The sequence below is a fragment of the Pseudomonas sp. UMAB-08 genome (assembly GCF_900095225.1).
GTDB lineage: Bacteria > Pseudomonadota > Gammaproteobacteria > Pseudomonadales > Pseudomonadaceae > Aquipseudomonas.
Genome location: NZ_LT607435.1, coordinates 30,685 through 52,211 on the forward strand (window position 1 = coordinate 30,685; position 21,527 = coordinate 52,211).

The window sequence follows — 21,527 nt, forward strand, 5'->3', positions numbered from 1 at the left end:
GGCACGCAGGAAGCCCGGACTAATAAGATGGCATTGAAATCCCCCGCGTTCCGTAAAAAATTTCCGTTGCTCGTAACCGGCAGTTTGCTGGCGATGCAACCTCTAGCCACTCAATTCGTGGTTGCCGCGGAACAGTATGACTGCTCAGTCTCTGCTTCGGGCACCTGGGATTGCGCGCCGAAAGCCAACGCTGCTCAACTGCCGCCGCGGCCCGTGCATAGCACGGACGCTGTCAGTTCGAATGGCCAGGGCCCTTCGGACAGCGGCTCCCGTGGCGGCGAAAAAGCCACCCCCACGCTGGTCACCGAAGCCAAAGGCCGAGGCCTGAAGTCGCGCAGTGCTGACTACAGCCACCTGGATTGGGTTCCGCGGGAGAAACTTACCCCGGCTCAATTGGCCGAAACAGGCCCCTATTGTTCAGGTGCCTACGTCGAGCCGATCCGTCCTGGCATGAATGACAAGACGAAGATGAGCGACGCGCCGATGTTCGTCGGTGCCAAGGCCTCTCGTTATCAGCAGGAAGAACAGGTCGCGACCCTGGCCGGTGACGTGGTATTGCGTCAAGGTGGCCTACAGGTCGAGTCTGAAGAAGCCAGCCTTCATCAGACCGAAAACCGTGGCGAACTGAACGGCAATGTCCGTCTTCGCCAGAACGGCGCCCTGATCGTCGGTGACCACGCCGAGCTGCAACTCGATACCGGCGAAGCCAAAGTCGACAACGCCGAATACGTGATGCACAAGTCCAATATTCGCGGGAGCGCGCTGTACGCCAAGCGTGCCGAGAACGCGATCATTCGACTCAAGGACGGCACTTACACCACCTGCGAACCGAGCAGCAACGCCTGGGAAATCAAGGGTAATAACATTACCTTGAACCCGGCCACCGGTTTCGGTACCGCGACCAACGCGACGCTGCGGGTCAAAGACATACCGATCTTCTACACCCCGTACATCTATTTCCCGATCGATGATCGCCGCCAGTCTGGCTTCCTGCCGCCATCTATCAGCAGCGACAGCAAGACCGGCCTGATGCTGGTCACGCCGTATTACTTCAACCTGGCACCTAACTACGATGCCACGTTGTACCCGCGCTTTATGGGCAAACGCGGTTTGTTGATGGAAGGTGAGGCCCGCTACCTGACCAAAACAAGCGAAGGCCAGTTCGGCGGCGCGTACCTCAACGATCAAGACAATGATCGTCAGCTGCAGACAGACTCCAAAGACACACGCTGGATGATCAACTGGCAGCACAAGGGTGGTCTGGATTCGCGTCTGATGAGTCAAGTCGACTACACCGACATCAGCGACCCGTACTACTTCCAGGATCTGCAGACCGATCAGATTGGTGTCAAGAAAACTGACTACATCAATCAGCAAGGTTCCCTGACCTGGCGCGGCGACACCTACACCGCACGGTTCAACATGCAGGCGTTCAAGCTGGCGACCGTTGCGGATATCACCCCGTACAATCGCCTGCCGCAACTCACCTTCAACGGTGCGCTGCCGTACCATCCTGGCGGGTTGAACTTCGCTTACGAGACCGAAGCCGTACGTTTTGACCGGAATCTGGAGACAGGTAATTTTGTCGACAAGGATGGCGGAACCAGTCCCCGCCTCGATACAAACGTGTCCGGCCTTGCTCGTGCCAACGGCGACCGCCTGAATCTTGCTCCGGCTGTCAGCCTGCCGATGAATTGGACGTATGGCTTTATCAAGCCGTCGCTCAAGTATGTGTACACCAAGTACGATCTGAGTCTTGATAGCCAAGGTAAAGACTATCTGTTGTCGAACGCGAACCTGACATCGCCTACCCAGGAGACGTTCAACAGCTCGCAAGACCGTGCTGTGCCTATCGCCAGCATCGACAGCGGTCTGTACTTCGACAGAAATACCCAATGGTTCGGCAAAAACTACCGCCAGACATTGGAACCGCGCCTGTTCTACCTCTACGTGCCGGATAAAGACCAGAACGACATCCCGGTTTTCGACACCGCCGAAACCACGTTCAACTATGCCTCGCTGTTCCGCGACAATCGTTTCGTGGGCTCCGACCGTATTGGTGACGAGAACAAACTGTCCCTGGGCATCACCAACCGCTGGATTGAAGACAATGGCTTCGAACGCCAACGCTTCAGCATCGGTCAAGCGATGTACTTCAAGGATCGCAAGGTTCAACTGCCAGGCATTGATTACCATACGCGTGCCGATGCTCTGGCCAACGTATCGCCTTATGCACTGGAATACGAATACCGCTTCAACCGCGACTGGCGCGCGACGTCCGATTTCAACTGGGATCCGGACAGCCGCAGCACCCGTTCTGGCAGCGCGATGATGCACTACCAGCCTGAAGACAACCCGGGCAAGATCATCAACGCCGGTTACCGCTACCGTAATGACCTGGTGCGTTACGACCAGACCACCGGTAAGTGGAGCGTTGGCGGTGGCGATTACGGCACCCCAGGCCAACCGGGCTACGTGAAGGATTACTACAAAATCCAGCAACACGACTTCTCGGTGATCTGGCCAATCGTGCCGCAATGGAGCGCGATCAGCCGCTGGCAGTTCGACTACAACCGCAACCGTACCCTCGAAGCCTTTGGTGGCTTTGAATATGACAACTGCTGCTGGAAGCTGCGTCTGATCAACCGCTACTGGATTGACTATGACGAGTTCAGCCAACAAGCGCCTCAGAACGAAAAAGGCGACCACGGCATTTTCTTACAAGTTGTGTTGAAGGGACTGGGCGGTGTTACTGGCGCCAAAGTTGAATCCTTCCTCGACAAAGGCATTCAGGGTTATCAAGAACGTGAAGACAAAGCTTTCTAACTGTCTGCGCCCGCTCCTGCTGGGCGCGCTACTCCTGGGCACCACAGCGCACGCTGCGGTGCAGCCCCTCGACAAGGTCGTGGCCATCGTCGATAACGACGTGATCATGCAAAGCCAGCTGGACCAGCGAGTCCGTGAGGTACAGCAGACCATCGCCAAGCGTGGCTCTGGTGTGCCGCCTGCGAGCGCTCTGGACCAGCAAGTGCTCGAGCGCCTGATTGTGGAGAATATCCAGCTGCAAATCGGTGATCGCTCCGGTATCCGGATCACCGATGAAGAGCTGAATCAGGCCATCGGCACCATTGCCCAGCGCAACAGCATGAGCCTGGATCAATTCCGCGCCGCGCTGGCTCATGACGGTTTGTCCTATAACGACGCTCGCGAACAGGTCCGCCGGGAAATGATCATCAGCCGGGTGCGTCAGCGCCGGGTTCAGGAGCGTATCCAGGTGTCGGAACAGGAAGTGAAGAACTTCCTCGCTTCTGATATGGGCAAGATGCAAATGTCCGAGGAATATCACCTGGCCAACATCCTGATCGCCACCCCCGACAGCGCATCTTCGTCGGCGATCCAGGCGGCAGCCAGTGACGCCAAGGATGTTTACGATCAACTCAAGCGCGGCGCCGACTTCGGCCAGATGGCGATTGCCAAGTCCAAAAGCGAAAACGCATTGGACGGCGGTGATATGGGCTGGCGTAAAGCCGCTCAGTTGCCACCACCGTTCGGTGAGATGCTTGGCTCCATGCCAGTGGGCGATGTAACACCGCCTGCACGCACACCCGGTGGCTTCATTATCCTGAAGCTGCTGGAAAAACGCGGCGGCCAAGGTAAATCACTGATGCGCGATGAAGTGCACGTACGCCACATTCTGATCAAGCCGAGCGAAATCCGCAGCGAGGAGGAAACTCATCGTCTGGCTGAGCGCTTGTATGAGCGCATCAAGAATGGCGACGACTTTGGCGAACTGGCGAAAAGCTTCTCCGAAGATCCGGGTTCGGCACTTAACGGTGGCGACCTGAACTGGGTCGATCCAAATACCCTGGTACCGGAATTCCGCGAAGTCATGGCCAATACTCAAGCCGGCGAATTGTCCAAACCGTTCAAAACGCCTTACGGCTGGCATGTTCTGGAAGTCCTTGGCCGTCGCGCCACCGACAGCACCGATCAGGCCCGTGATCAGCAGGCACTGACTGTGCTGCGCAACCGTAAATATGATGAGGAGCTGCAAACCTGGCTGCGTCAGATCCGCGACGAAGCCTACGTTGAAATCAAGCTCCCAGGCGCTGAGCAGACCGGCCAAGCTGGTCAGGCTGTGCAGTGAAGCCACTGCGCTTTGCTCTGACACCCGGCGAGCCGGCCGGTATAGGTCCCGACCTGTGCCTGCTGCTCGCCTCGCAACCTCAGCCGCACCCCCTGATTGCCATTACCAGCCGTGACCTGCTCCTGGAGCGGGCCGCACTGCTGGGCGTGGCCGTCAATCTGCTGGCGGTGACACCCGATACCTGGCCAGACCTGCCCGCCCCGGCTGGCAGCCTGTACGTCTGGGACACGCCCTTGCAGGCGCCCGTGACCGCAGGCCAACTGGACAAAGCCAATGCAGCCTTTGTGCTGCAGACGCTGACCCGCGCCGGACAGGGCTGTATCGATGGCGACTTTGCCGGGATGATTACCGCCCCGGTGCATAAGGGCGTCATCAACGAGTCAGGCATCGCCTTTTCAGGTCACACCGAATTCCTCGCCGAGCTGACGCACACCGAACAGGTCGTGATGATGCTCGCCACCGGCGACTTGCGCGTGGCACTGGTGACCACTCACCTGCCGCTGCGTCAAGTGGCCGATGCGATCACACCGGAGCGACTGGAGCGCGTCACGCGAATCCTGCACGCCGATCTGGTCAACAAGTTTGGCATTGTCCAGCCACGCATTCTGGTCTGCGGGCTCAACCCGCATGCCGGCGAAGGTGGACATCTGGGCCGCGAAGAAATCGACATCATTGAACCTACTCTGGAGCGCCTGCGCAGTGAGGGCCTCGACTTGCGCGGCCCACTGCCTGCCGACACTCTGTTTACCCCCAAATATCTGGAGCACTGCGATGCAGTGCTGGCGATGTACCACGACCAGGGCCTGCCCGTGCTGAAGTACAAAGGTTTCGGTGCTGCCGTCAACGTGACGCTGGGCTTGCCGATCATCCGCACATCAGTGGATCACGGCACCGCACTGGATCTGGCCGGCAGCGGCAAGATCGACACCGGCAGCCTGAAGGTCGCCCTGGAAACCGCCTACCAGATGGCCGAGACGCATTCATGACCGAGCAATTCCAACACCGGGCGCGCAAGCGCTTCGGGCAAAACTTCCTGCACGACGCAGGCGTGATCGATAAAATCCTGCGTGCCATTCGTGCCCGCCCGGAAGATCGTCTGCTGGAAATCGGCCCGGGCCAAGGCGCCCTGACCGAAGGCCTGCTCAACAGCGGTGCACAACTGGATGTGGTTGAGCTGGACAAGGACCTGATCCCGATCCTCATGCATCAGTTCGGCAACAAGCCCAACTTCCATCTGCACCAGGGCGACGCACTGAAGTTCGACTTCACCAGTCTGAACCCAGCGCCGAACAGCCTGAGAGTCGTCGGCAACCTGCCGTACAACATCTCCACGCCGCTGATCTTCCACCTGCTGCAGAACGCCAACCTGATCCGCGACATGCACTTCATGCTGCAAAAAGAAGTGGTCCAGCGTCTCGCCGCAGGCCCTGGCGGTGGTGATTATGGTCGCCTGTCGATCATGGTTCAGTACCACTGCCGCGTCGAACACCTGTTCAACGTCGGACCTGGCGCGTTCAATCCGCCGCCTAAAGTCGACTCGGCCATTGTCCGCCTGGTGCCACACGATGTCTTGCCGCACCCGGCCAAGGATCATCGCCTGCTTGAACGCGTCGTACGTGAAGCCTTCAATCAGCGCCGCAAGACCCTGCGCAATACACTCAAGGCCTTGCTCAGCAGCGAAGAGATTACAGCTGCTGGCGTCGATGGCAGCCTGCGCCCCGAACAACTGGACCTTGCAGCCTTCGTCCGCCTGGCGGACAAACTGAGCGAGCAACCCATCGCAGAGTAAAGTGACAGGGTATCCAGGAGGTTAAAACGCCATTGCAGGCACAAAGCCTGCAGAGGGTTGGTTTTTTACCTCCTAAATGCCCTAGACTGGATTTCACCGGTATTGTCCGCCTTTCTCCGCTTTTGCTTTCAAGGCCTCTTGCATGTCCGATCCCCGTTATCAGGTCGACGTCAGCGTCGTCACTCGCTTCCTCGTAGAACAGTCGCAACCCGAGCAGAACCGTTTCGCGTTCGCGTACACCGTCACGGTGCACAACAGTGGCGAACTGCCCGCCAAACTGCTCTCCCGGCACTGGGTCATCACCGACGGTGACGGCCATGTCGAAGAAGTTCGGGGGGATGGCGTGGTTGGCCAACAACCCCTGATCAAAGCCGGGCAAAGCCATACTTACAGCAGCGGCACGGTCATGATGACGAAAGTCGGCAACATGCAAGGCAGTTATCAAATGCTGGCCGAAGACGGCAAGCGTTTCGATGCGGTCATTGCACCCTTTCGCCTGGCGGTGCCCGGGGCCCTGCACTGATGGCGGTGTATGCCGTCGGTGACGTGCAAGGCTGCCTGGAACCCCTGCAATGCCTCCTGGAACATGTCGCCTTCGACCCGAGTAAAGACCGCCTGTGGCTGGTGGGGGATCTGGTCAATCGCGGCCCGCAATCACTCGAAACCCTGCGCTTTCTGTACGGCATTCGCGACGCGCTGGTCTGCGTGCTGGGCAACCATGACCTGCACTTGCTCGCGGCTTCACGCAATATCGAACGCCTCAGGAAAAACGACACCCTGCGCGAAGTGCTTGAGGCACCCGATTGCAGCGACCTGCTTGATTGGCTACGCCAGCAAAAGCTCATGCACTACGACGCCGAACGCAATATCGCCATGGTGCATGCCGGCATCCCACCCCAGTGGACGCTGAAAAAGGCGCTCAAATGCGCCAGCGAAGTCGAAGAAGCTCTGCGTGACGACAACCTGCTCGAGCCTTTTCTCGATGGCATGTACGGCAACGAACCTGCCAAGTGGGACAAAGACCTGCGCGGCGTGACGCGACTACTGGTGATCACCAACTACTTCACACGCATGCGTTTCTGCACCAGCGACGGCAAGCTCGACCTCAAGGGCAAGGAAGGTGCAGACACCGCCCCGCCCGGTTATGCCCCATGGTTCAGTTACAAGGATCGTAAAACCAGTGACGTGAAGATTATCTTCGGCCATTGGGCAGCCCTTGAAGGCAAGTCCAGCGAACCCAACGTGATTGCGCTCGATACGGGCTGCGTCTGGGGCAGCGCCATGACCTTGCTCAACGTTGACAGCGGCGAACTGCACCGTTGCGATTGCGACAACAAGGGCTTGGCACGCGCCAACCCTGCGTCAGTTATGGGTGCAGGGTTACACACCACCAACAAGCGTTAGAATCCACTTTTCAGCCAAACCCCAAGGAGCCCAGTCCATGACCGAGTTCAAGCGCATCCCTCCCGCGCAAGCCCACTCCCTGCGCGAACAAGGCGCCGTATTGGTCGACGTACGCGACCCCCAGGCGTTTGACGCCCAACACATCCCCGGCTCGCAGCGCCTGGATAACCACTCCATCGCCGACTTTATCGCCAAGGCCGACCTGGACAAACCCTTGGTGGTCGTCTGCTATCACGGCAACTCCAGCCAAAGCGCCGCAGCCTATCTCGTGGGGCAGGGTTTTTCGGATGTTTACAGCCTGGATGGCGGTTTTGAGTTATGGCGCAGCACCTATCCCGACGAAACCGCGCAAAGCACCCCGGAATAATTTTTTTTATATTGCCCGATCCCGCGCCCCATGCGGGCTTGGGCCTCGAACTGACAGACGGTCAGACAGACTTATTGCTCATCCCTTCTTTCTCTTTCTGATTCCGAACTATCCTTAGCCGTAGGCCATCCAAATCAGGGGAGAGCCGGTACACCGGCGCGCGGGTCATCGGTAGTAACTATATGGTGTTCTGGGGGGTAAACAGCAGCTGGATTTCAGCTGTATGCCAGCATCGACTGACGATCCGCCGCCGGCTCCACGTATCGAGCGAGGTGACGTCATGAGTATTTTTAGCCACTTCCAACAACGCTTTGAATCGACACGCCAGGAAGAGCTCTCGTTACAGGAGTATCTAGAGCTCTGCAAAAGCGACCGTAGCGCCTATGCCTCTGCCGCAGAACGTCTTCTGCTGGCTATAGGCGAGCCTGAGCTGCTGGATACCTCGGCCAACTCACGGTTATCCAGGATTTTCTCCAACAAGGTGATCCGCCGCTACCCGGCGTTCGAAGACTTCCATGGCATGGAAGAATGCATCGATCAGATCGTCTCCTACTTCCGGCATGCCGCGCAGGGCCTCGAGGAGAAGAAACAAATCCTCTATCTGCTCGGCCCCGTGGGTGGCGGTAAATCGTCGCTGGCTGAAAAGCTCAAACAGCTGATCGAGAAAGTGCCCTTCTACGCCATCAAAGGCTCACCCGTTTTCGAGTCACCGCTCGGTCTGTTCAATGCGACTGAAGACGGTGCGATTCTCGAGGAAGACTTTGGAATCCCTCGGCGCTACCTGAACACCATCATGTCGCCTTGGGCCACCAAACGCCTGGCCGAGTTCGGGGGTGACATCAGTCAGTTCCGCGTGGTCAAGCTGTACCCGTCCATCCTCAACCAGATCGCCGTGGCGAAAACAGAACCAGGGGACGAGAACAACCAGGATATTTCTGCGCTGGTGGGCAAGGTCGATATCCGCAAGCTGGAAGAATTCCCTCAGAACGACGCTGATGCCTATAGCTACTCCGGGGCACTCTGCCGGGCCAACCAGGGCCTGATGGAATTCGTCGAAATGTTCAAGGCGCCGATCAAAGTCCTGCACCCGTTGCTGACCGCCACTCAGGAAGGTAACTACAACAGCACTGAAGGCCTGGGCTCGATCCCGTTCACCGGCATCCTGCTGGCCCACTCCAACGAATCGGAATGGCACAGTTTCCGTAACAACAAGAACAACGAAGCCTTCATCGACCGAATCTACATCGTCAAAGTGCCGTACTGCTTGCGGGTCAGCGATGAGATCAAAATCTACGACAAGCTCCTTTTCAACAGCTCGCTGGCCAACGCCCACTGCGCGCCTGACACCCTGAAAATGCTGGCACAGTTCACCGTACTGTCGCGCCTCAAAGAGCCCGAAAACTCGAACATCTACTCGAAGATGCGGGTGTATGACGGTGAGAACCTCAAAGACACCGACCCAAAAGCCAAGTCCATTCAGGAGTACCGTGACAACGCCGGTGTCGATGAAGGGATGAACGGCCTGTCGACGCGCTTCGCGTTCAAGATCCTGTCGAAAGTCTTCAACTTCGACCCGCATGAAATCGCCGCCAACCCGGTTCACCTGCTGTACGTGCTCGAACAACAGATCGAGCAGGAGCAATTCCCGGCGGAAACCCGCGAACGTTATCTGCGCTTCATCAAAGAGTACCTGGCGCCGCGCTACATCGAGTTCATTGGCAAGGAAATCCAGACCGCCTACCTGGAGTCCTACAGCGAATACGGCCAGAACATTTTCGACCGCTACGTGCTCTACGCAGACTTCTGGATTCAGGATCAGGAGTACCGCGATCCGGAAACCGGCGAAATCCTCAATCGTGTCGCGCTGAACGAGGAACTGGAAAAAATCGAAAAACCTGCCGGTATCAGCAATCCAAAGGATTTCCGCAACGAAATCGTCAACTTCGTATTGCGTGCGCGGGCTAACAACAACGGCAAAAATCCAACGTGGCTCAGCTACGAAAAACTGCGGGTGGTGATCGAGAAAAAAATGTTCTCGAACACCGAGGACCTGCTGCCGGTCATCAGCTTCAACGCCAAAGCCAGCAAAGAGGATCAACAAAAACACAACGACTTCGTCACACGGATGGTCGAGCGCGGTTACACCGACAAACAGGTACGACTGCTGTCCGAGTGGTATCTGCGGGTTAGAAAATCACAATAACCCGCTGCCGGTTACACCGGTTGTCGTTAGCCGAGAGCCTGTGTCAGCGTTTTCTGCTACACAGGCTCCAAGAGGTTGTTTTAGAAATCGACAGCGAGGCTCAGGCAGAGCAAAAGTGGCGCACGCCCGTCACATTGTTCTAAACGTCATGCCAGCCCGCCATTTTTCAAGACAGCTTCGAAGGAGCAGTCATGAGTTATGTGATCGACCGACGTCTCAATGGCAAGAACAAGAGCACGGTAAACCGCCAGCGTTTCCTGCGGCGTTACCGTGACCACATCAAAAAAGCCGTCGAAGAGGCGGTCAGCCGCCGATCCATTACCGACATGGAGCACGGCGAACAGATCAGTATTCCCGGTCGCGATATCGACGAACCGGTGCTTCATCATGGTCGCGGCGGCAAACAGACCGTCGTTCATCCGGGTAACAAGGAATTCACCACAGGCGAGCATATCGCCCGCCCACAAGGAGGCGGTGGCGGTAAAGGCGCGGGCAAGGCCAGCAACTCAGGCGAAGGCATGGATGAGTTCGTCTTCCAGATTACCCAGGAAGAGTTTCTGGAATTCATGTTCGAAGACCTCGAACTGCCCAACCTGGTCAAGCGCAACCTGATGGGCACCGACACCTTTAAAACCGTGCGCGCGGGGATCAGCAACGAAGGCAACCCTTCACGGATCAACATCATCCGCACCCTGCGCTCAGCCCATGCACGACGCATTGCATTGTCCGGCAGCAGCCGCGCAAAACTGCGCGAAGCCGTTAGTGAACTGGAGCGCATGAAGCGCGAAGAACCCGACAACTTCGGCGACATTCAGGCGCTTGAGGCCGAAATTGAGCGACTCAACGCCCGTATTCGTCGAGTGCCCTACTTGGACACTTTCGACCTCAAGTACAACCTGCTGGTCAAGCAACCCAACCCCAGCTCCAAGGCAGTGATGTTCTGCCTGATGGACGTTTCCGGCTCCATGACCCAAGCGACCAAGGACATCGCCAAGCGTTTCTTTATCCTGCTGTACCTGTTCCTCAAACGTAACTACGACAAAATTGAAGTCGTGTTCATTCGCCATCACACCAGCGCCCGCGAAGTCGACGAGGAGGAATTTTTCTATTCCCGGGAAACCGGCGGCACCATTGTTTCCAGCGCGCTGAAACTCATGCAGGAGATCATGGCCGCGCGGTACCCGACCAACGAATGGAACATTTACGCGGCGCAAGCTTCGGACGGCGACAACTGGAACGATGACTCACCGATCTGCCGCGACATATTGATCAAGCAGATCATGCCCTTCGTGCAGTACTACACTTACGTGGAGATCACCCCTCGCGAGCATCAAGCGCTGTGGTTTGAATACGAGCGCATCAGTGAAGCGTTCTCTGATACGTTTGCCCAGCAACAGCTGGTCTCGGCCGGTGATATCTATCCGGTATTCCGTGAACTCTTCCAGCGCAGGTTAGCAACATGACCGCTAGAGAGCAGAAGCGCCAACCCCTGTCCACGGGCTCAGAGTGGACATTCGAACTGATCCAGGCCTACGACCGGGAGATCGGTCGTATTGCCAAGCGTTACGCCCTGGACACCTACCCCAACCAGATCGAGGTGATCACCGCGGAGCAGATGATGGATGCTTACGCGTCTGTCGGCATGCCACTGGGTTATCACCATTGGTCCTACGGCAAGCACTTCCTCAGCACCGAGAAATCCTACAGTCGTGGCCAGATGGGGCTGGCCTATGAAATCGTCATCAACTCGGATCCCTGCATCGCTTACCTGATGGAAGAAAACACCATCTGCATGCAGGCGCTGGTCGTGGCGCATGCCTGCTACGGGCATAACAGCTTCTTCAAAGGTAATTACTTGTTTCGCACCTGGACGGACGCCAGCTCGATCATCGATTACCTGGTGTTCGCCAAGCAGTACATCATGCAGTGTGAAGAGCGGCATGGCATCGACGCGGTAGAAGACTTGCTCGACTCTTGTCACGCATTGATGAACTACGGCGTTGACCGTTACAAACGCCCTTACCCTATTTCCGCCGAGGAAGAACGCCGGCGGCAGAAAGACCGTGAAGAACATCTGCAGAAGCAGATCAACGATCTGTGGCGGACCATTCCGAAAGGCGCGGACAAGAACAGCGACAAGGACAATGCTCGCTTCCCCTCCGAGCCACAGGAAAACATCCTGTACTTCATCGAAAAACATGCGCCACTGCTGGAGCCCTGGCAGAGGGAGGTGGTGCGGATCGTGCGCAAGATCGCGCAGTACTTTTATCCGCAACGTCAGACCCAGGTGATGAACGAAGGCTGGGCGACCTTTTGGCACTACACCCTGATGAACGATCTCTATGATGAAGGCTTGGTGACCGACGGCTTCATGATGGAGTTCCTGACATCGCACACCAGCGTCATCTACCAGCCGGGCTTCGACAGCCCGTATTACAACGGTATCAACCCCTACACCCTGGGGTTCGCCATGTACCGGGATATCCGGCGGATTTGCGAGCACCCCACCGATGAAGACCGCCACTGGTTCCCGGACATCGCCGGCAGCGATTGGCTGGCCACCATCAAGTTCGCCATGAGCAGCTTCAAGGACGAGAGTTTTATCCTGCAGTACCTGTCGCCCAAGGTGATTCGCGACCTGAAACTGTTCAGCATCATGGACGACGATCAAAAGGACGACCTGCTCGTTCCCGCCATCCATGACGAACCGGGGTACAAAACCATTCGGGAAACCCTGGCCGCCCAGTACAACCTGGGTAACCGCGAACCAAACGTGCAGATCTTCAGCATCGACCGCCGTGGCGACCGCTCTCTGACCCTGCGCCACCAACAGCACGATCGCAAACCGCTGGGAGATTCCACGGAGGAAGTGCTCAAGCACCTGCATCGCTTGTGGGGCTTTGATATTCATCTGGAGACACTGCAGGGCGATCAGATCATGAAAACCCATCATGTCCCCCCCAAAGGAGAGCATGCCGACAGTGAATATCCCCGGCTCGACTTGGCCGTCATCCACCTATAAACGGTTGTAAGCGTTTTCTGTTTTAACCTCCGTGAGTGCGTCGCAAGGGTTATCCTGTCGCGCTTACGGAGGTTTTTTATGCAGATTTATAAAGTGGGCGGCGCAGTACGTGATCGCCTGTTGGGCAAGACCGTCGCCGATACTGACTGGGTCGTGGTGGGCGCAACCGCCGATGAAATGCTCAGCCAGGGTTTCCGCCCGGTTGGTGCTGATTTCCCGGTATTTCTGCACCCGAAAACCGGGGAGGAATATGCCCTTGCCCGAACGGAACGCAAGAGCGGCACAGGCTATGGCGGGTTCATCTTCCACGCGGATCCAGAGGTCAGCCTTGAAGAAGATTTGATTCGTCGGGACCTCACGATCAACGCCATTGCGGAAGATGCGCAGGGTCGATTGACTGATCCCTACCACGGCCAAGAAGATCTTAAAGCGCGCATTTTACGTCATGTATCACCGGCGTTCGCCGAAGATCCTTTGCGCGTACTGCGTGTCGCCCGCTTTGCCGCACGCTATGCCGCGGACGGCTTCACCATCGCACCCGAGACGATGACGCTGATGCAGCAGCTCAGCGCGTCTGGCGAACTGGAGGCCCTGACCCCCGAGCGCAGCTGGAAGGAAATCTCCCGCGCCCTGATGGAAAATCAGCCCCAGGTGTTCATCCAGGTGCTGCGCGAGTGCGGGGCACTGAAGGTGCTGTTTCCGGAAGTCGATGCATTGTTCGGCGTACCGCAGCCCGCAACCCACCATCCGGAAATCGACACGGGTCAGCACGTGCTCAGCGTCCTGGAGCAGGCCGCACTCCATCATCAGCCGCTGAGCGTGCGCTGGGCATGCCTGCTGCATGATTTGGGGAAAGGCCTGACACCGGAAAGCGAATGGCCTCGGCACATCGCTCACGAGCACACAGGCCTGCGCCTGATCAAAGCCGTGAATGCACGCTTCAAGGTTCCCCGGGATTGTCAGGAGCTGGCAATGCTGGTCGGCCAGTACCACACCCATGGACACCGAGCGCTGGAGCTAAAAGCGTCGACGCTGTTTGAACTGATGCAAAGCTTCGACATCTATCGTCGGCCACAACGCTTCGAGGAGTTTATCGCCGGGTGCGAGATGGATGCCCGAGGCCGCCTGGGCTTCGAACAGCGCGATTACCCCCAGGCCGAGTATCTGCGAGGGGCCGCCAACGCTGCACGAACCGTGGCCGTGCAGCCGTTGCGCGATCAGGGCTACGAAGGGCCGGAGCTGGGCGAAGCGTTGAAGCAGGAGCGTCTGAAGGCGGTGCAAGCTTACAAGGCGACGTACAACGCTTGAGACCTGCGATACCAGGACCAAGCCTGTGTATCGCTAGGGATGAGTGCTTAACAGAGCCTCAGGCGTCAACGACATCCCGCGCCACTCAAATGCAACCGGCGCCAGCACCTGATCAATCTGCGCATCCCGCCACAAATCCTTGAAGGCCTTGTTCACACCAGGGTGCAGCCGCTCTGGCGCGATCAACGACAACGGCCAAAGCACGAACGCATTTTTCAGGATTTCCGCACGGGGCAGAATCAAGCCATCGAAATTACCGACCTGCTCACCGTAGAGCAGCACGTCGATATCCAACGGCAAGCCCCGGCGCTCCGGGGCATAGCGACCGTTATCCGCCTCGATGAATTTCAAACGGCGGTCCAGCTCCATCAGCGGCAGGTCGGTATACCCCGTCACCACCAGATTAAAAAATGGCCCGCTTTTGATCCCCACCGGCTGACTTTCGAATACCGGCGAACAGGTCATCTGCTGCAAGAATCCATCAAGCGCTTCAAGCCCCGCGCGCAGGTGCTTTTCGCGCTCGATATTGCTGCCGAGGCCTAGGAATATCTGGGTTAGCGACATCCGCGCTCGATCTCCACGCCCACACCTGTAGCCGCCGCAACGGCGCCTGGCTTGGTCAGTTTGAGGTGCAGCCAGGGAATCTGGAATTCACTCATCAACACCTCAGCCAGGCGCTCGGCAAACGTCTCGACCAGCTGGAATTTGGCGTCTTCGGCAAACGCCTGAATTCGTGCCGAGACACTAGCGTAGTCGAGCGCCTTGCTCAGATCATCGCCCGCCGCAGCAGGCCGAATGTCCCAGGCAAAACTCAGGTCCAGACGCAGGCACTGGCGAATGCCACGTTCCCAGTCATAGGCGCCGATAACCGTATCGACTTCCAGACCCTCGATAAAAACTCTGTCCAAGCACTTTTCTCCGCTGCACGACAAGGGCGCGATGCGCCGTTAGAATCAGGGCGTCCTCGCCCGGAATAGTTAGCATGTTTTGGTTACTGGCGACCCTCGCCTACCTGCTTGGCTCACTGTCCTTCGCCATTTTACTCAGCCGCCTCACTGGCAGCCCCGACCCGCGCGCCAGCGGTTCCGGCAATGCCGGCGCGACCAATATGTTGCGTCTGGCGGGCAAAAAGCTCGCCGTTCTAACCCTGATCGGCGACGTTTGTAAAAGTCTACTCCCCGTCCTGGCCGCCCGACTGCTCGACCTTGATCCTCAACAGCAAGCCTGGATAGGCCTTTGCGCAGTCCTGGGTCACTTGTTTCCGGTGTACTTTCGCTTTCGTGGCGGCAAGGGTGTTGCCACGGCGGCAGGCATGCTGCTGGGCCTGTTCCCACCTGCTGCAGCGCTGGCTATCTGCGCTTGGCTGCTCGTGTTCTACCTGACCCGCACCAGCTCACTCGCGGCGCTGATCGCCACCCCGCTGACCCTGCCATTACTGGCGTGGCAGGAGCCTCAAGCGCTACTGCCGATGAGCATCCTCACCCTATTGATCGTGTGGCGCCATCGCGGCAATTTACGCGACCTGTTTGCCGGGCGCGAACGGCATTTTTGAATCATCGCCATGAACTGGACTCAGGTTGACGCCGTTACAGCCCTGACAATTGCTCCATCGGCCAGCGGGCCTGCACGCTGATGCTCAAATCCTCTTTCTGCCCCGCCAGAAGACGCTGACAACCGGCAAACGCAATCATCGCGCCGTTGTCGGTGCAGAACTCGGGCCGCGCGTAAAAAACATTGCCATGCAGTTCGCCGAGCATTTTTTCCAGCGACAGGCGCAACGCTGTATTGGCACTGACGCCGCCAGCGATGACCAGACGCTTGAGACCAGTCTGCTTGAGGGCGCGCTTGCACTTGATGGTCAAAGTCTCTACCACCGCATGCTGGAAGGCCAGAGAGATGTCGCAACGGGTTTGCTCACCGTCGTCTCCAGCGCTTTGGCACTGATGCCAGGTGTTCAAGGCGAAGGTTTTAAGACCGCTGAAGCTGAACGCCAGGCCCGGTCGGTCGGTCATCGGCCGCGGGAAGACGAAACGCCCTGCCACGCCCCGGCTCGCGAGTCGCGCAATCTCCGGGCCGCCAGGATAGTGCAGGCCCATCATCTTCGCGGTTTTGTCGAACGCCTCACCAGCGGCATCATCCAGCGTCTCGCCCAACACTTCATACAGACCGATACCATCGACCCGAACCAACTGCGTATGGCCGCCGGAAACCAACAAAGCGACGAACGGGAACTCGGGCGGCTGCTCTTCGAGCATTGGCGCCAGGAGATGCCCCTCCATGTGATGCACGCCCAAGGCTGGGATGCCCCAGGCAAAGGCCAGCGCCTGTGCGCAGGAGGCGCCTACCAGCAACGCCCCGACCAAACCCGGACCGGCGGTGTACGCGATGGCGTCGATTTCGGTGGCGACACAGTCTGCTTCAGCCAGCACCTGGCGGATCAGCGGCAGCATACGCTTGACGTGATCACGCGAAGCCAGCTCGGGTACAACCCCGCCGTACGCGCGATGCAGGTCGATCTGGCTGAACAATGCGTCGGCCAGCAGGCCCCGTTCACTGTCATAAAGTGCGACACCGGTTTCGTCGCAGGAGGTTTCTAATCCCAGTACTAGCATGGGTTTGCGCCTTATTCGAAGGCGCGCATAATAGTCGCCACTCCAGCCCCCGACTAGCGGTTTTCGATCAGAGGCTTTGCATTCCTCTCAATGAGGGGTTAACATCCGCAACCCTTAAAAACCGACGAACTTATGTGCAGTTTTTGCACGAGTCGTTGACCCCGGTAATGAATGAAGGTAGCTCTGGATGCCAGCCGTCAAAGTTAAAGAGAACGAACCCTTCGACGTAGCTCTGCGTCGTTTCAAGCGCTCCTGCGAAAAAGCCGGTGTTCTGGCTGAAGTTCGTAGCCGCGAATTTTACGAGAAGCCGACTTCGGAGCGTAAACGTAAAGCAGCAGCTGCTGTTAAGCGTCACGCGAAGAAAGTACAGCGCGAACAGCGCCGTGCCGTTCGTCTGTATTAATTTACAGACGTCCGTCGCAAGTTTCTGCCACGCCCGGCCTCAAAGCCGGGCTGCCGGCAGTTGCACATCAAGCCTCAAGATTCATTGACAGAGGCTGTCTAAGCCGCAGGTGCACGTCAACTGCGTCTCAGACAAACCCCGTCAAGGCACGTCTAGTCTGATTCAGGCTGCGTTGATCGCGTCTACACTGACGAACGAATCAAGGCACACGACGAGCACGCCTCGCTGATCTTCGAAAGAAGCTCAATCAAGGCAGCGTCTCCCAATATCAGTTTAGTGAACACAATGGTCCGCAAAGGCCAATGTCGTTACGTTTTAGTTTCGCCACGATTTTGCTGGCGGGCCGCCTGATGATGAGAACGCCATGGCCGGGCTAATTCCCCAGAGCTTTATTGACGACCTTCTGAACCGCACCGACATCGTCGATGTTGTCAGTTCACGTCTGCAATTGAAGAAAACCGGGAAGAACTACAGCGCCTGCTGCCCGTTCCATAAAGAAAAAACCCCTTCGTTCAGCGTCAGCCCGGACAAACAGTTCTATTACTGCTTTGGTTGCGGTGCAGGCGGCAATGCCCTCGGTTTCATGATGGACCACGACAACCTGGATTTTCCCCAGGCCGTCGAGGAACTGGCCAAAGCCGCCGGCATGGAAGTCCCGCACGAACAAGGCGTCAAAGGTCAAAAGCCACGTCAGCCGACCGACTCGCCGCTGTATCCGCTCCTGACGGCAGCCGCCGAGTTTTATCGCCAAGCCCTTAAAAGCCATCCGACGCGCAAATCCGCGGTGGACTACCTGAAAGGCCGAGGCCTGTCCGGCGAGATCGCGCGCGATTTCGGCCTGGGATTTGCTCCACCGGGCTGGGACAACCTGTACAAGCATTTGAGCAGCGACACACTGCAGCAAAAGGCCATGATCGACGCGGGCCTGCTGATTGAAAATGCCGAGACCGGCAAGCGTTATGACCGCTTCCGCGACCGCGTGATGTTCCCGATCCGCGACAGTCGTGGCCGGGTCATTGCGTTTGGCGGTCGAGTATTGGGCGACGACAAACCCAAATACCTGAACTCACCGGAAACACCGGTGTTTCACAAAGGACAGGAACTCTACGGCCTGTTCGAAGCACGCAAGTACAACCGCAACCTCGATGAAATCATCGTGGTCGAAGGCTACATGGACGTCATCGCCCTCGCCCAGCAAGGCTTGCGCAATGCCGTCGCCACGCTGGGGACAGCGACCAGCGAAGAGCACCTTAAGCGGCTCTTCAGGGTAGTGCCCAACGTACTGTTCTGTTTCGACGGCGACCAGGCCGGCCGCAATGCCGCCTGGCGCGCACTGGAAGCTGCACTGTCGAGCCTTCAAGATGGACGACGCGCGCGCTTCCTGTTTCTGCCTGAAGGCGAAGACCCGGATACGCTGGTCCGCTCGGAAGGGACCGATGCATTCAAGGCTCGGATCAACCAGCACGCGCAACCGCTGGCTGATTATTTTTTTGAGCAACTGACCAAAGAAGCCGATCCGCGCTCGCTGGAGGGGAAGGCCCACATGGCGACCCTGGCCGCACCGCTGATCGACAAGGTGCCGGGCGCCAACTTACGTACGCTCATGCGTCAACGCCTGAGTGAGATTACCGGGCTGAACAGCGAAGCCGTCCATCAGTTGGTGCAGAGCGCACCCGCAGAAGCGCCACCCAGTTATGACCCGAACATAGATTACGACGCCATTCCCGACTACGCTGATTATCAGCCTCACAACGCCTACGAAGCGCAGCCGGAATGGACGCCAAAGAAAGCCGGCGGTCAAAAGAAGTGGGATAAAAAACCCTGGGACAAGAAAGGCAAACGGCCTGACTTCGAGCCCCGCGGCCCACGCACACCCGCGACGGTGGAACCACCGACGCTGACTGCGCTCAGAACACTTCTGCACCACCCGCAACTGGCAGCGAAAGTCGAAGATGCCAGCCAGCTGGCCGCAGAAGACCATATTTACGCGCAGCTACTGGTTTCTCTGCTCGAAGCACTGCAGAAAAACCCCACGTTGCGTTCACTTCAATTGATTGCGCGCTGGCATGGCACCGAACAAGGCCGACTGTTGCGCGCATTAGCAGAGAAAGAATGGCTGATTGAGGCCGACAACCTTGAACAACAGTTTTTCGACACTATAACTAGCTTATCCGCCCGCCAACGCGAGCGTAGCCTGGAACATCTGATCAGGAAAGAACGTCAAACAGGGTTGAATGCGGAAGAGAAAGTCCAGCTGCTCAACCTGTTAAAACGCAAAGTTCCTGCACAAACCCCGACCTCAACTGGCGCGTGAGGTCATAGCTCGGGTATAATCCTCGGCTTGTTTTTTGCCCGCCAAGACCTTCAGTGGATAGGGTGTTATGTCCGGAAAAGCGCAACAGCAGTCTCGTATCAAAGAGTTGATCACCCTGGGTCGTGAGCAGAAGTATCTGACTTACGCAGAGGTCAACGACCACCTGCCGGAGGATATTTCAGATCCGGAACAGGTGGAAGACATCATCCGCATGATTAATGACATGGGGATTCCCGTACACGAGAGCGCGCCGGATGCGGACGCCCTTATGTTGGCCGACGCCGATACCGACGAGGCAGCCGCTGAAGAAGCGGCCGCAGCGTTGGCAGCGGTCGAGACCGACATCGGTCGCACGACTGACCCAGTGCGCATGTACATGCGCGAAATGGGTACCGTTGAGCTTCTGACCCGTGAAGGCGAAATTGAAATCGCCAAACGTATCGAAGAGGGCATCCGTGAAGTGATGGGCGCAATCGCGCACTTCCCTGGCACGGTTGACCATATTCTCTCCGAATACACACGAGTCACGACCGAAGGTGGGCGTCTTTCCGATGTTCTGAGCGGTTACATCGACCCGGATGACGGCATTGCGCCGCCAGCCGAAGTGCCGCCGCCTGTCGACCCGAAAACAGCGAAAGCTGCTGAAGGTGACGACGACGAGGAAGAGAAGGACGAAACCGCAACCGACGACGAAGAAGAAGTCGAAAGCGGTCCGGATCCGATCATTGCTCAGCAGCGCTTCGGTGCAGTTTCCGATCAAATGGAAATTGCCCGCAAGGCATTGAAGAAGCACGGCCGTGGCAGCAAGCAGGCAACCGCCGAGCTGGTTGCACTGGCACTGCTGTTCATGCCGATCAAACTGGTTCCTAAACAGTTTGAAGGCCTGGTCGAGCGAGTTCGCAGTGCACTTGATCGCTTGCGCGCTCAGGAACGCGCCATCATGCAGCTGTGTGTACGTGATGCACGTATGCCACGCGCCGATTTCCTTCGCCTCTTCCCGGGCAATGAAATCGACGAGAGCTGGACCGATGGGCTGGCTAAAGGCAAAGGCAAATATGCTGAAGCCATTGGTCGCCTGCAACCGGATATCCAGCGTTGCCAGCAAAAGCTGATCGCACTCGAAACCGAAACAGGTTTAAAGATTTCCGAGATCAAGGACATCAACCGTCGCATGTCGATCGGTGAGGCTAAAGCCCGCCGCGCGAAGAAAGAGATGGTTGAAGCTAACTTGCGTCTGGTGATCTCCATCGCCAAGAAGTACACCAACCGTGGCCTGCAGTTCCTCGATCTGATCCAGGAAGGCAACATCGGCTTGATGAAAGCGGTGGACAAGTTCGAATACCGTCGTGGTTACAAGTTCTCGACTTATGCCACCTGGTGGATCCGTCAAGCGATTACCCGCTCGATTGCCGACCAGGCACGCACCATCCGTATCCCGGTGCACATGATCGAGACGATCAACAAGCTCAACCGTATTTCCCGGCAGATGCTGCAGGAAATGGGTCGCGAACCGACCCCGGAAGAGCTGGGCGAACGCATGGAAATGCCTGAGGACAAAATCCGCAAGGTATTGAAGATCGCTAAAGAGCCGATCTCCATGGAAACCCCGATCGGTGACGACGAAGATTCGCACCTGGGTGACTTCATCGAAGACTCGACTATGCAGTCGCCAATCGATGTCGCCACGGTCGAAAGCCTCAAGGAAGCGACGCGCGAAGTGCTCTCGGGCTTGACCGCTCGCGAAGCCAAGGTTCTGCGCATGCGCTTCGGCATCGACATGAACACCGACCACACGCTTGAAGAGGTCGGTAAGCAGTTTGACGTAACCCGTGAGCGGATTCGTCAGATCGAAGCCAAGGCGCTACGCAAGTTGCGTCACCCGACGAGAAGCGAACATCTACGTTCGTTCCTCGACGAGTAATACGTAGACCCGATACAACAAAACCCCCGGCCTTGCT

The 21,527-nt window shown here is 57.6% G+C and carries 18 protein-coding genes; 15 read left to right on the forward strand and 3 right to left on the reverse strand.

Annotated features, from left to right (window positions below):
- Nucleotides 1-27: 27 nt before the first annotated feature.
- The 11 genes from K0F75_RS23510 to K0F75_RS23560 all read left to right on the forward strand — a co-directional run bounded on the left by K0F75_RS23510 (nucleotide 28) and on the right by K0F75_RS23560 (nucleotide 14,240).
- The gene (locus K0F75_RS23510) at nucleotides 28-2,826 is read left to right on the forward strand and encodes an LPS-assembly protein LptD (protein WP_219064363.1); all 2,799 of its coding nucleotides are present in this window, start codon (nucleotides 28-30) and stop codon (nucleotides 2,824-2,826) included.
- On the forward strand, nucleotides 2,807-4,147 hold the full coding sequence (surA, locus tag K0F75_RS23515) for a peptidylprolyl isomerase SurA (protein WP_219064364.1): 1,341 nt from the start codon (nucleotides 2,807-2,809) through the stop codon (nucleotides 4,145-4,147). Before K0F75_RS23510 ends, surA begins: the two co-directional genes overlap by 20 nt.
- A complete protein-coding gene (gene pdxA / locus K0F75_RS23520) occupies nucleotides 4,144-5,133 on the forward strand; it encodes a 4-hydroxythreonine-4-phosphate dehydrogenase PdxA (RefSeq protein WP_219064365.1) in 990 nt (329 codons plus the stop codon). Before surA ends, pdxA begins: the two co-directional genes overlap by 4 nt.
- On the forward strand, nucleotides 5,130-5,936 hold the full coding sequence (rsmA, locus tag K0F75_RS23525) for a 16S rRNA (adenine(1518)-N(6)/adenine(1519)-N(6))-dimethyltransferase RsmA (protein ID WP_219064366.1): 807 nt from the start codon (nucleotides 5,130-5,132) through the stop codon (nucleotides 5,934-5,936). Before pdxA ends, rsmA begins: the two co-directional genes overlap by 4 nt.
- A 142-nt stretch (nucleotides 5,937-6,078) precedes the next feature.
- Nucleotides 6,079-6,459: a Co2+/Mg2+ efflux protein ApaG gene (apaG, locus tag K0F75_RS23530; protein ID WP_219064367.1), complete on the forward strand. Its 381-nt coding sequence runs from the start codon at nucleotides 6,079-6,081 to the stop codon at nucleotides 6,457-6,459.
- On the forward strand, nucleotides 6,459-7,340 hold the full coding sequence (locus tag K0F75_RS23535; protein ID WP_219064368.1) for a symmetrical bis(5'-nucleosyl)-tetraphosphatase: 882 nt from the start codon (nucleotides 6,459-6,461) through the stop codon (nucleotides 7,338-7,340). Before apaG ends, K0F75_RS23535 begins: the two co-directional genes overlap by 1 nt.
- 37 nt (nucleotides 7,341-7,377) lie before the next feature.
- Complete coding sequence (gene glpE, locus K0F75_RS23540; protein ID WP_219064369.1) at nucleotides 7,378-7,707, forward strand: thiosulfate sulfurtransferase GlpE; 330 nt, start codon at nucleotides 7,378-7,380, stop codon at nucleotides 7,705-7,707.
- Between the two features lie 280 nt (nucleotides 7,708-7,987).
- A complete protein-coding gene (locus K0F75_RS23545) occupies nucleotides 7,988-9,910 on the forward strand; it encodes a PrkA family serine protein kinase (protein WP_219064370.1) in 1,923 nt (640 codons plus the stop codon).
- Between the two features lie 191 nt (nucleotides 9,911-10,101).
- Complete coding sequence (locus tag K0F75_RS23550) at nucleotides 10,102-11,373, forward strand: YeaH/YhbH family protein (protein ID WP_219064371.1); 1,272 nt, start codon at nucleotides 10,102-10,104, stop codon at nucleotides 11,371-11,373.
- A complete protein-coding gene (locus tag K0F75_RS23555; protein ID WP_219064372.1) occupies nucleotides 11,370-12,932 on the forward strand; it encodes a SpoVR family protein in 1,563 nt (520 codons plus the stop codon). Before K0F75_RS23550 ends, K0F75_RS23555 begins: the two co-directional genes overlap by 4 nt.
- A 78-nt stretch (nucleotides 12,933-13,010) precedes the next feature.
- A complete protein-coding gene (locus tag K0F75_RS23560) occupies nucleotides 13,011-14,240 on the forward strand; it encodes a multifunctional CCA addition/repair protein (RefSeq protein ID WP_219064373.1) in 1,230 nt (409 codons plus the stop codon).
- A gap of 33 nt (nucleotides 14,241-14,273) precedes the next feature.
- Here K0F75_RS23560 and folK read toward each other — a convergent pair whose 3' ends face one another.
- Nucleotides 14,274-14,804, reverse strand: coding sequence for a 2-amino-4-hydroxy-6-hydroxymethyldihydropteridine diphosphokinase (gene folK, locus K0F75_RS23565; protein WP_219064374.1), 531 nt, complete (start codon nucleotides 14,802-14,804; stop codon nucleotides 14,274-14,276).
- Nucleotides 14,795-15,148 (reverse strand): dihydroneopterin aldolase, encoded by a 354-nt coding sequence (gene folB / locus K0F75_RS23570; RefSeq protein ID WP_219064375.1) that lies wholly within the window; start codon nucleotides 15,146-15,148, stop codon nucleotides 14,795-14,797. Before folB ends, folK begins: the two co-directional genes overlap by 10 nt.
- A 74-nt stretch (nucleotides 15,149-15,222) precedes the next feature.
- Between folB and plsY the strand changes: the two genes are divergently transcribed.
- Nucleotides 15,223-15,792: a glycerol-3-phosphate 1-O-acyltransferase PlsY gene (plsY, locus tag K0F75_RS23575; protein ID WP_219064376.1), complete on the forward strand. Its 570-nt coding sequence runs from the start codon at nucleotides 15,223-15,225 to the stop codon at nucleotides 15,790-15,792.
- 34 nt (nucleotides 15,793-15,826) lie between these two features.
- Here the strand turns inward: plsY and tsaD are convergent, their stop codons facing one another.
- Nucleotides 15,827-16,852 carry a tRNA (adenosine(37)-N6)-threonylcarbamoyltransferase complex transferase subunit TsaD gene (gene tsaD / locus K0F75_RS23580; RefSeq protein ID WP_219064377.1) on the reverse strand — a complete coding sequence of 342 codons (1,026 nt, stop codon included), beginning with the start codon at nucleotides 16,850-16,852 and terminating at the stop codon, nucleotides 15,827-15,829.
- Between the two features lie 187 nt (nucleotides 16,853-17,039).
- Here tsaD and rpsU point away from each other — a divergent pair, with 187 nt between their 5' ends.
- The 3 genes from rpsU (at nucleotide 17,040) to rpoD (ending at nucleotide 21,490) form a co-directional block, all read left to right on the forward strand.
- Complete coding sequence (gene rpsU / locus K0F75_RS23585; RefSeq protein WP_002551877.1) at nucleotides 17,040-17,255, forward strand: 30S ribosomal protein S21; 216 nt, start codon at nucleotides 17,040-17,042, stop codon at nucleotides 17,253-17,255.
- 364 nt (nucleotides 17,256-17,619) lie between these two features.
- Nucleotides 17,620-19,569, forward strand: coding sequence for a DNA primase (dnaG, locus tag K0F75_RS23590; RefSeq protein WP_219064378.1), 1,950 nt, complete (start codon nucleotides 17,620-17,622; stop codon nucleotides 19,567-19,569).
- Nucleotides 19,570-19,636: 67 nt separating this feature from the next.
- On the forward strand, nucleotides 19,637-21,490 hold the full coding sequence (rpoD, locus tag K0F75_RS23595; RefSeq protein WP_219064379.1) for an RNA polymerase sigma factor RpoD: 1,854 nt from the start codon (nucleotides 19,637-19,639) through the stop codon (nucleotides 21,488-21,490).
- The last annotated feature ends 37 nt before the right edge of the window (nucleotides 21,491-21,527 follow it).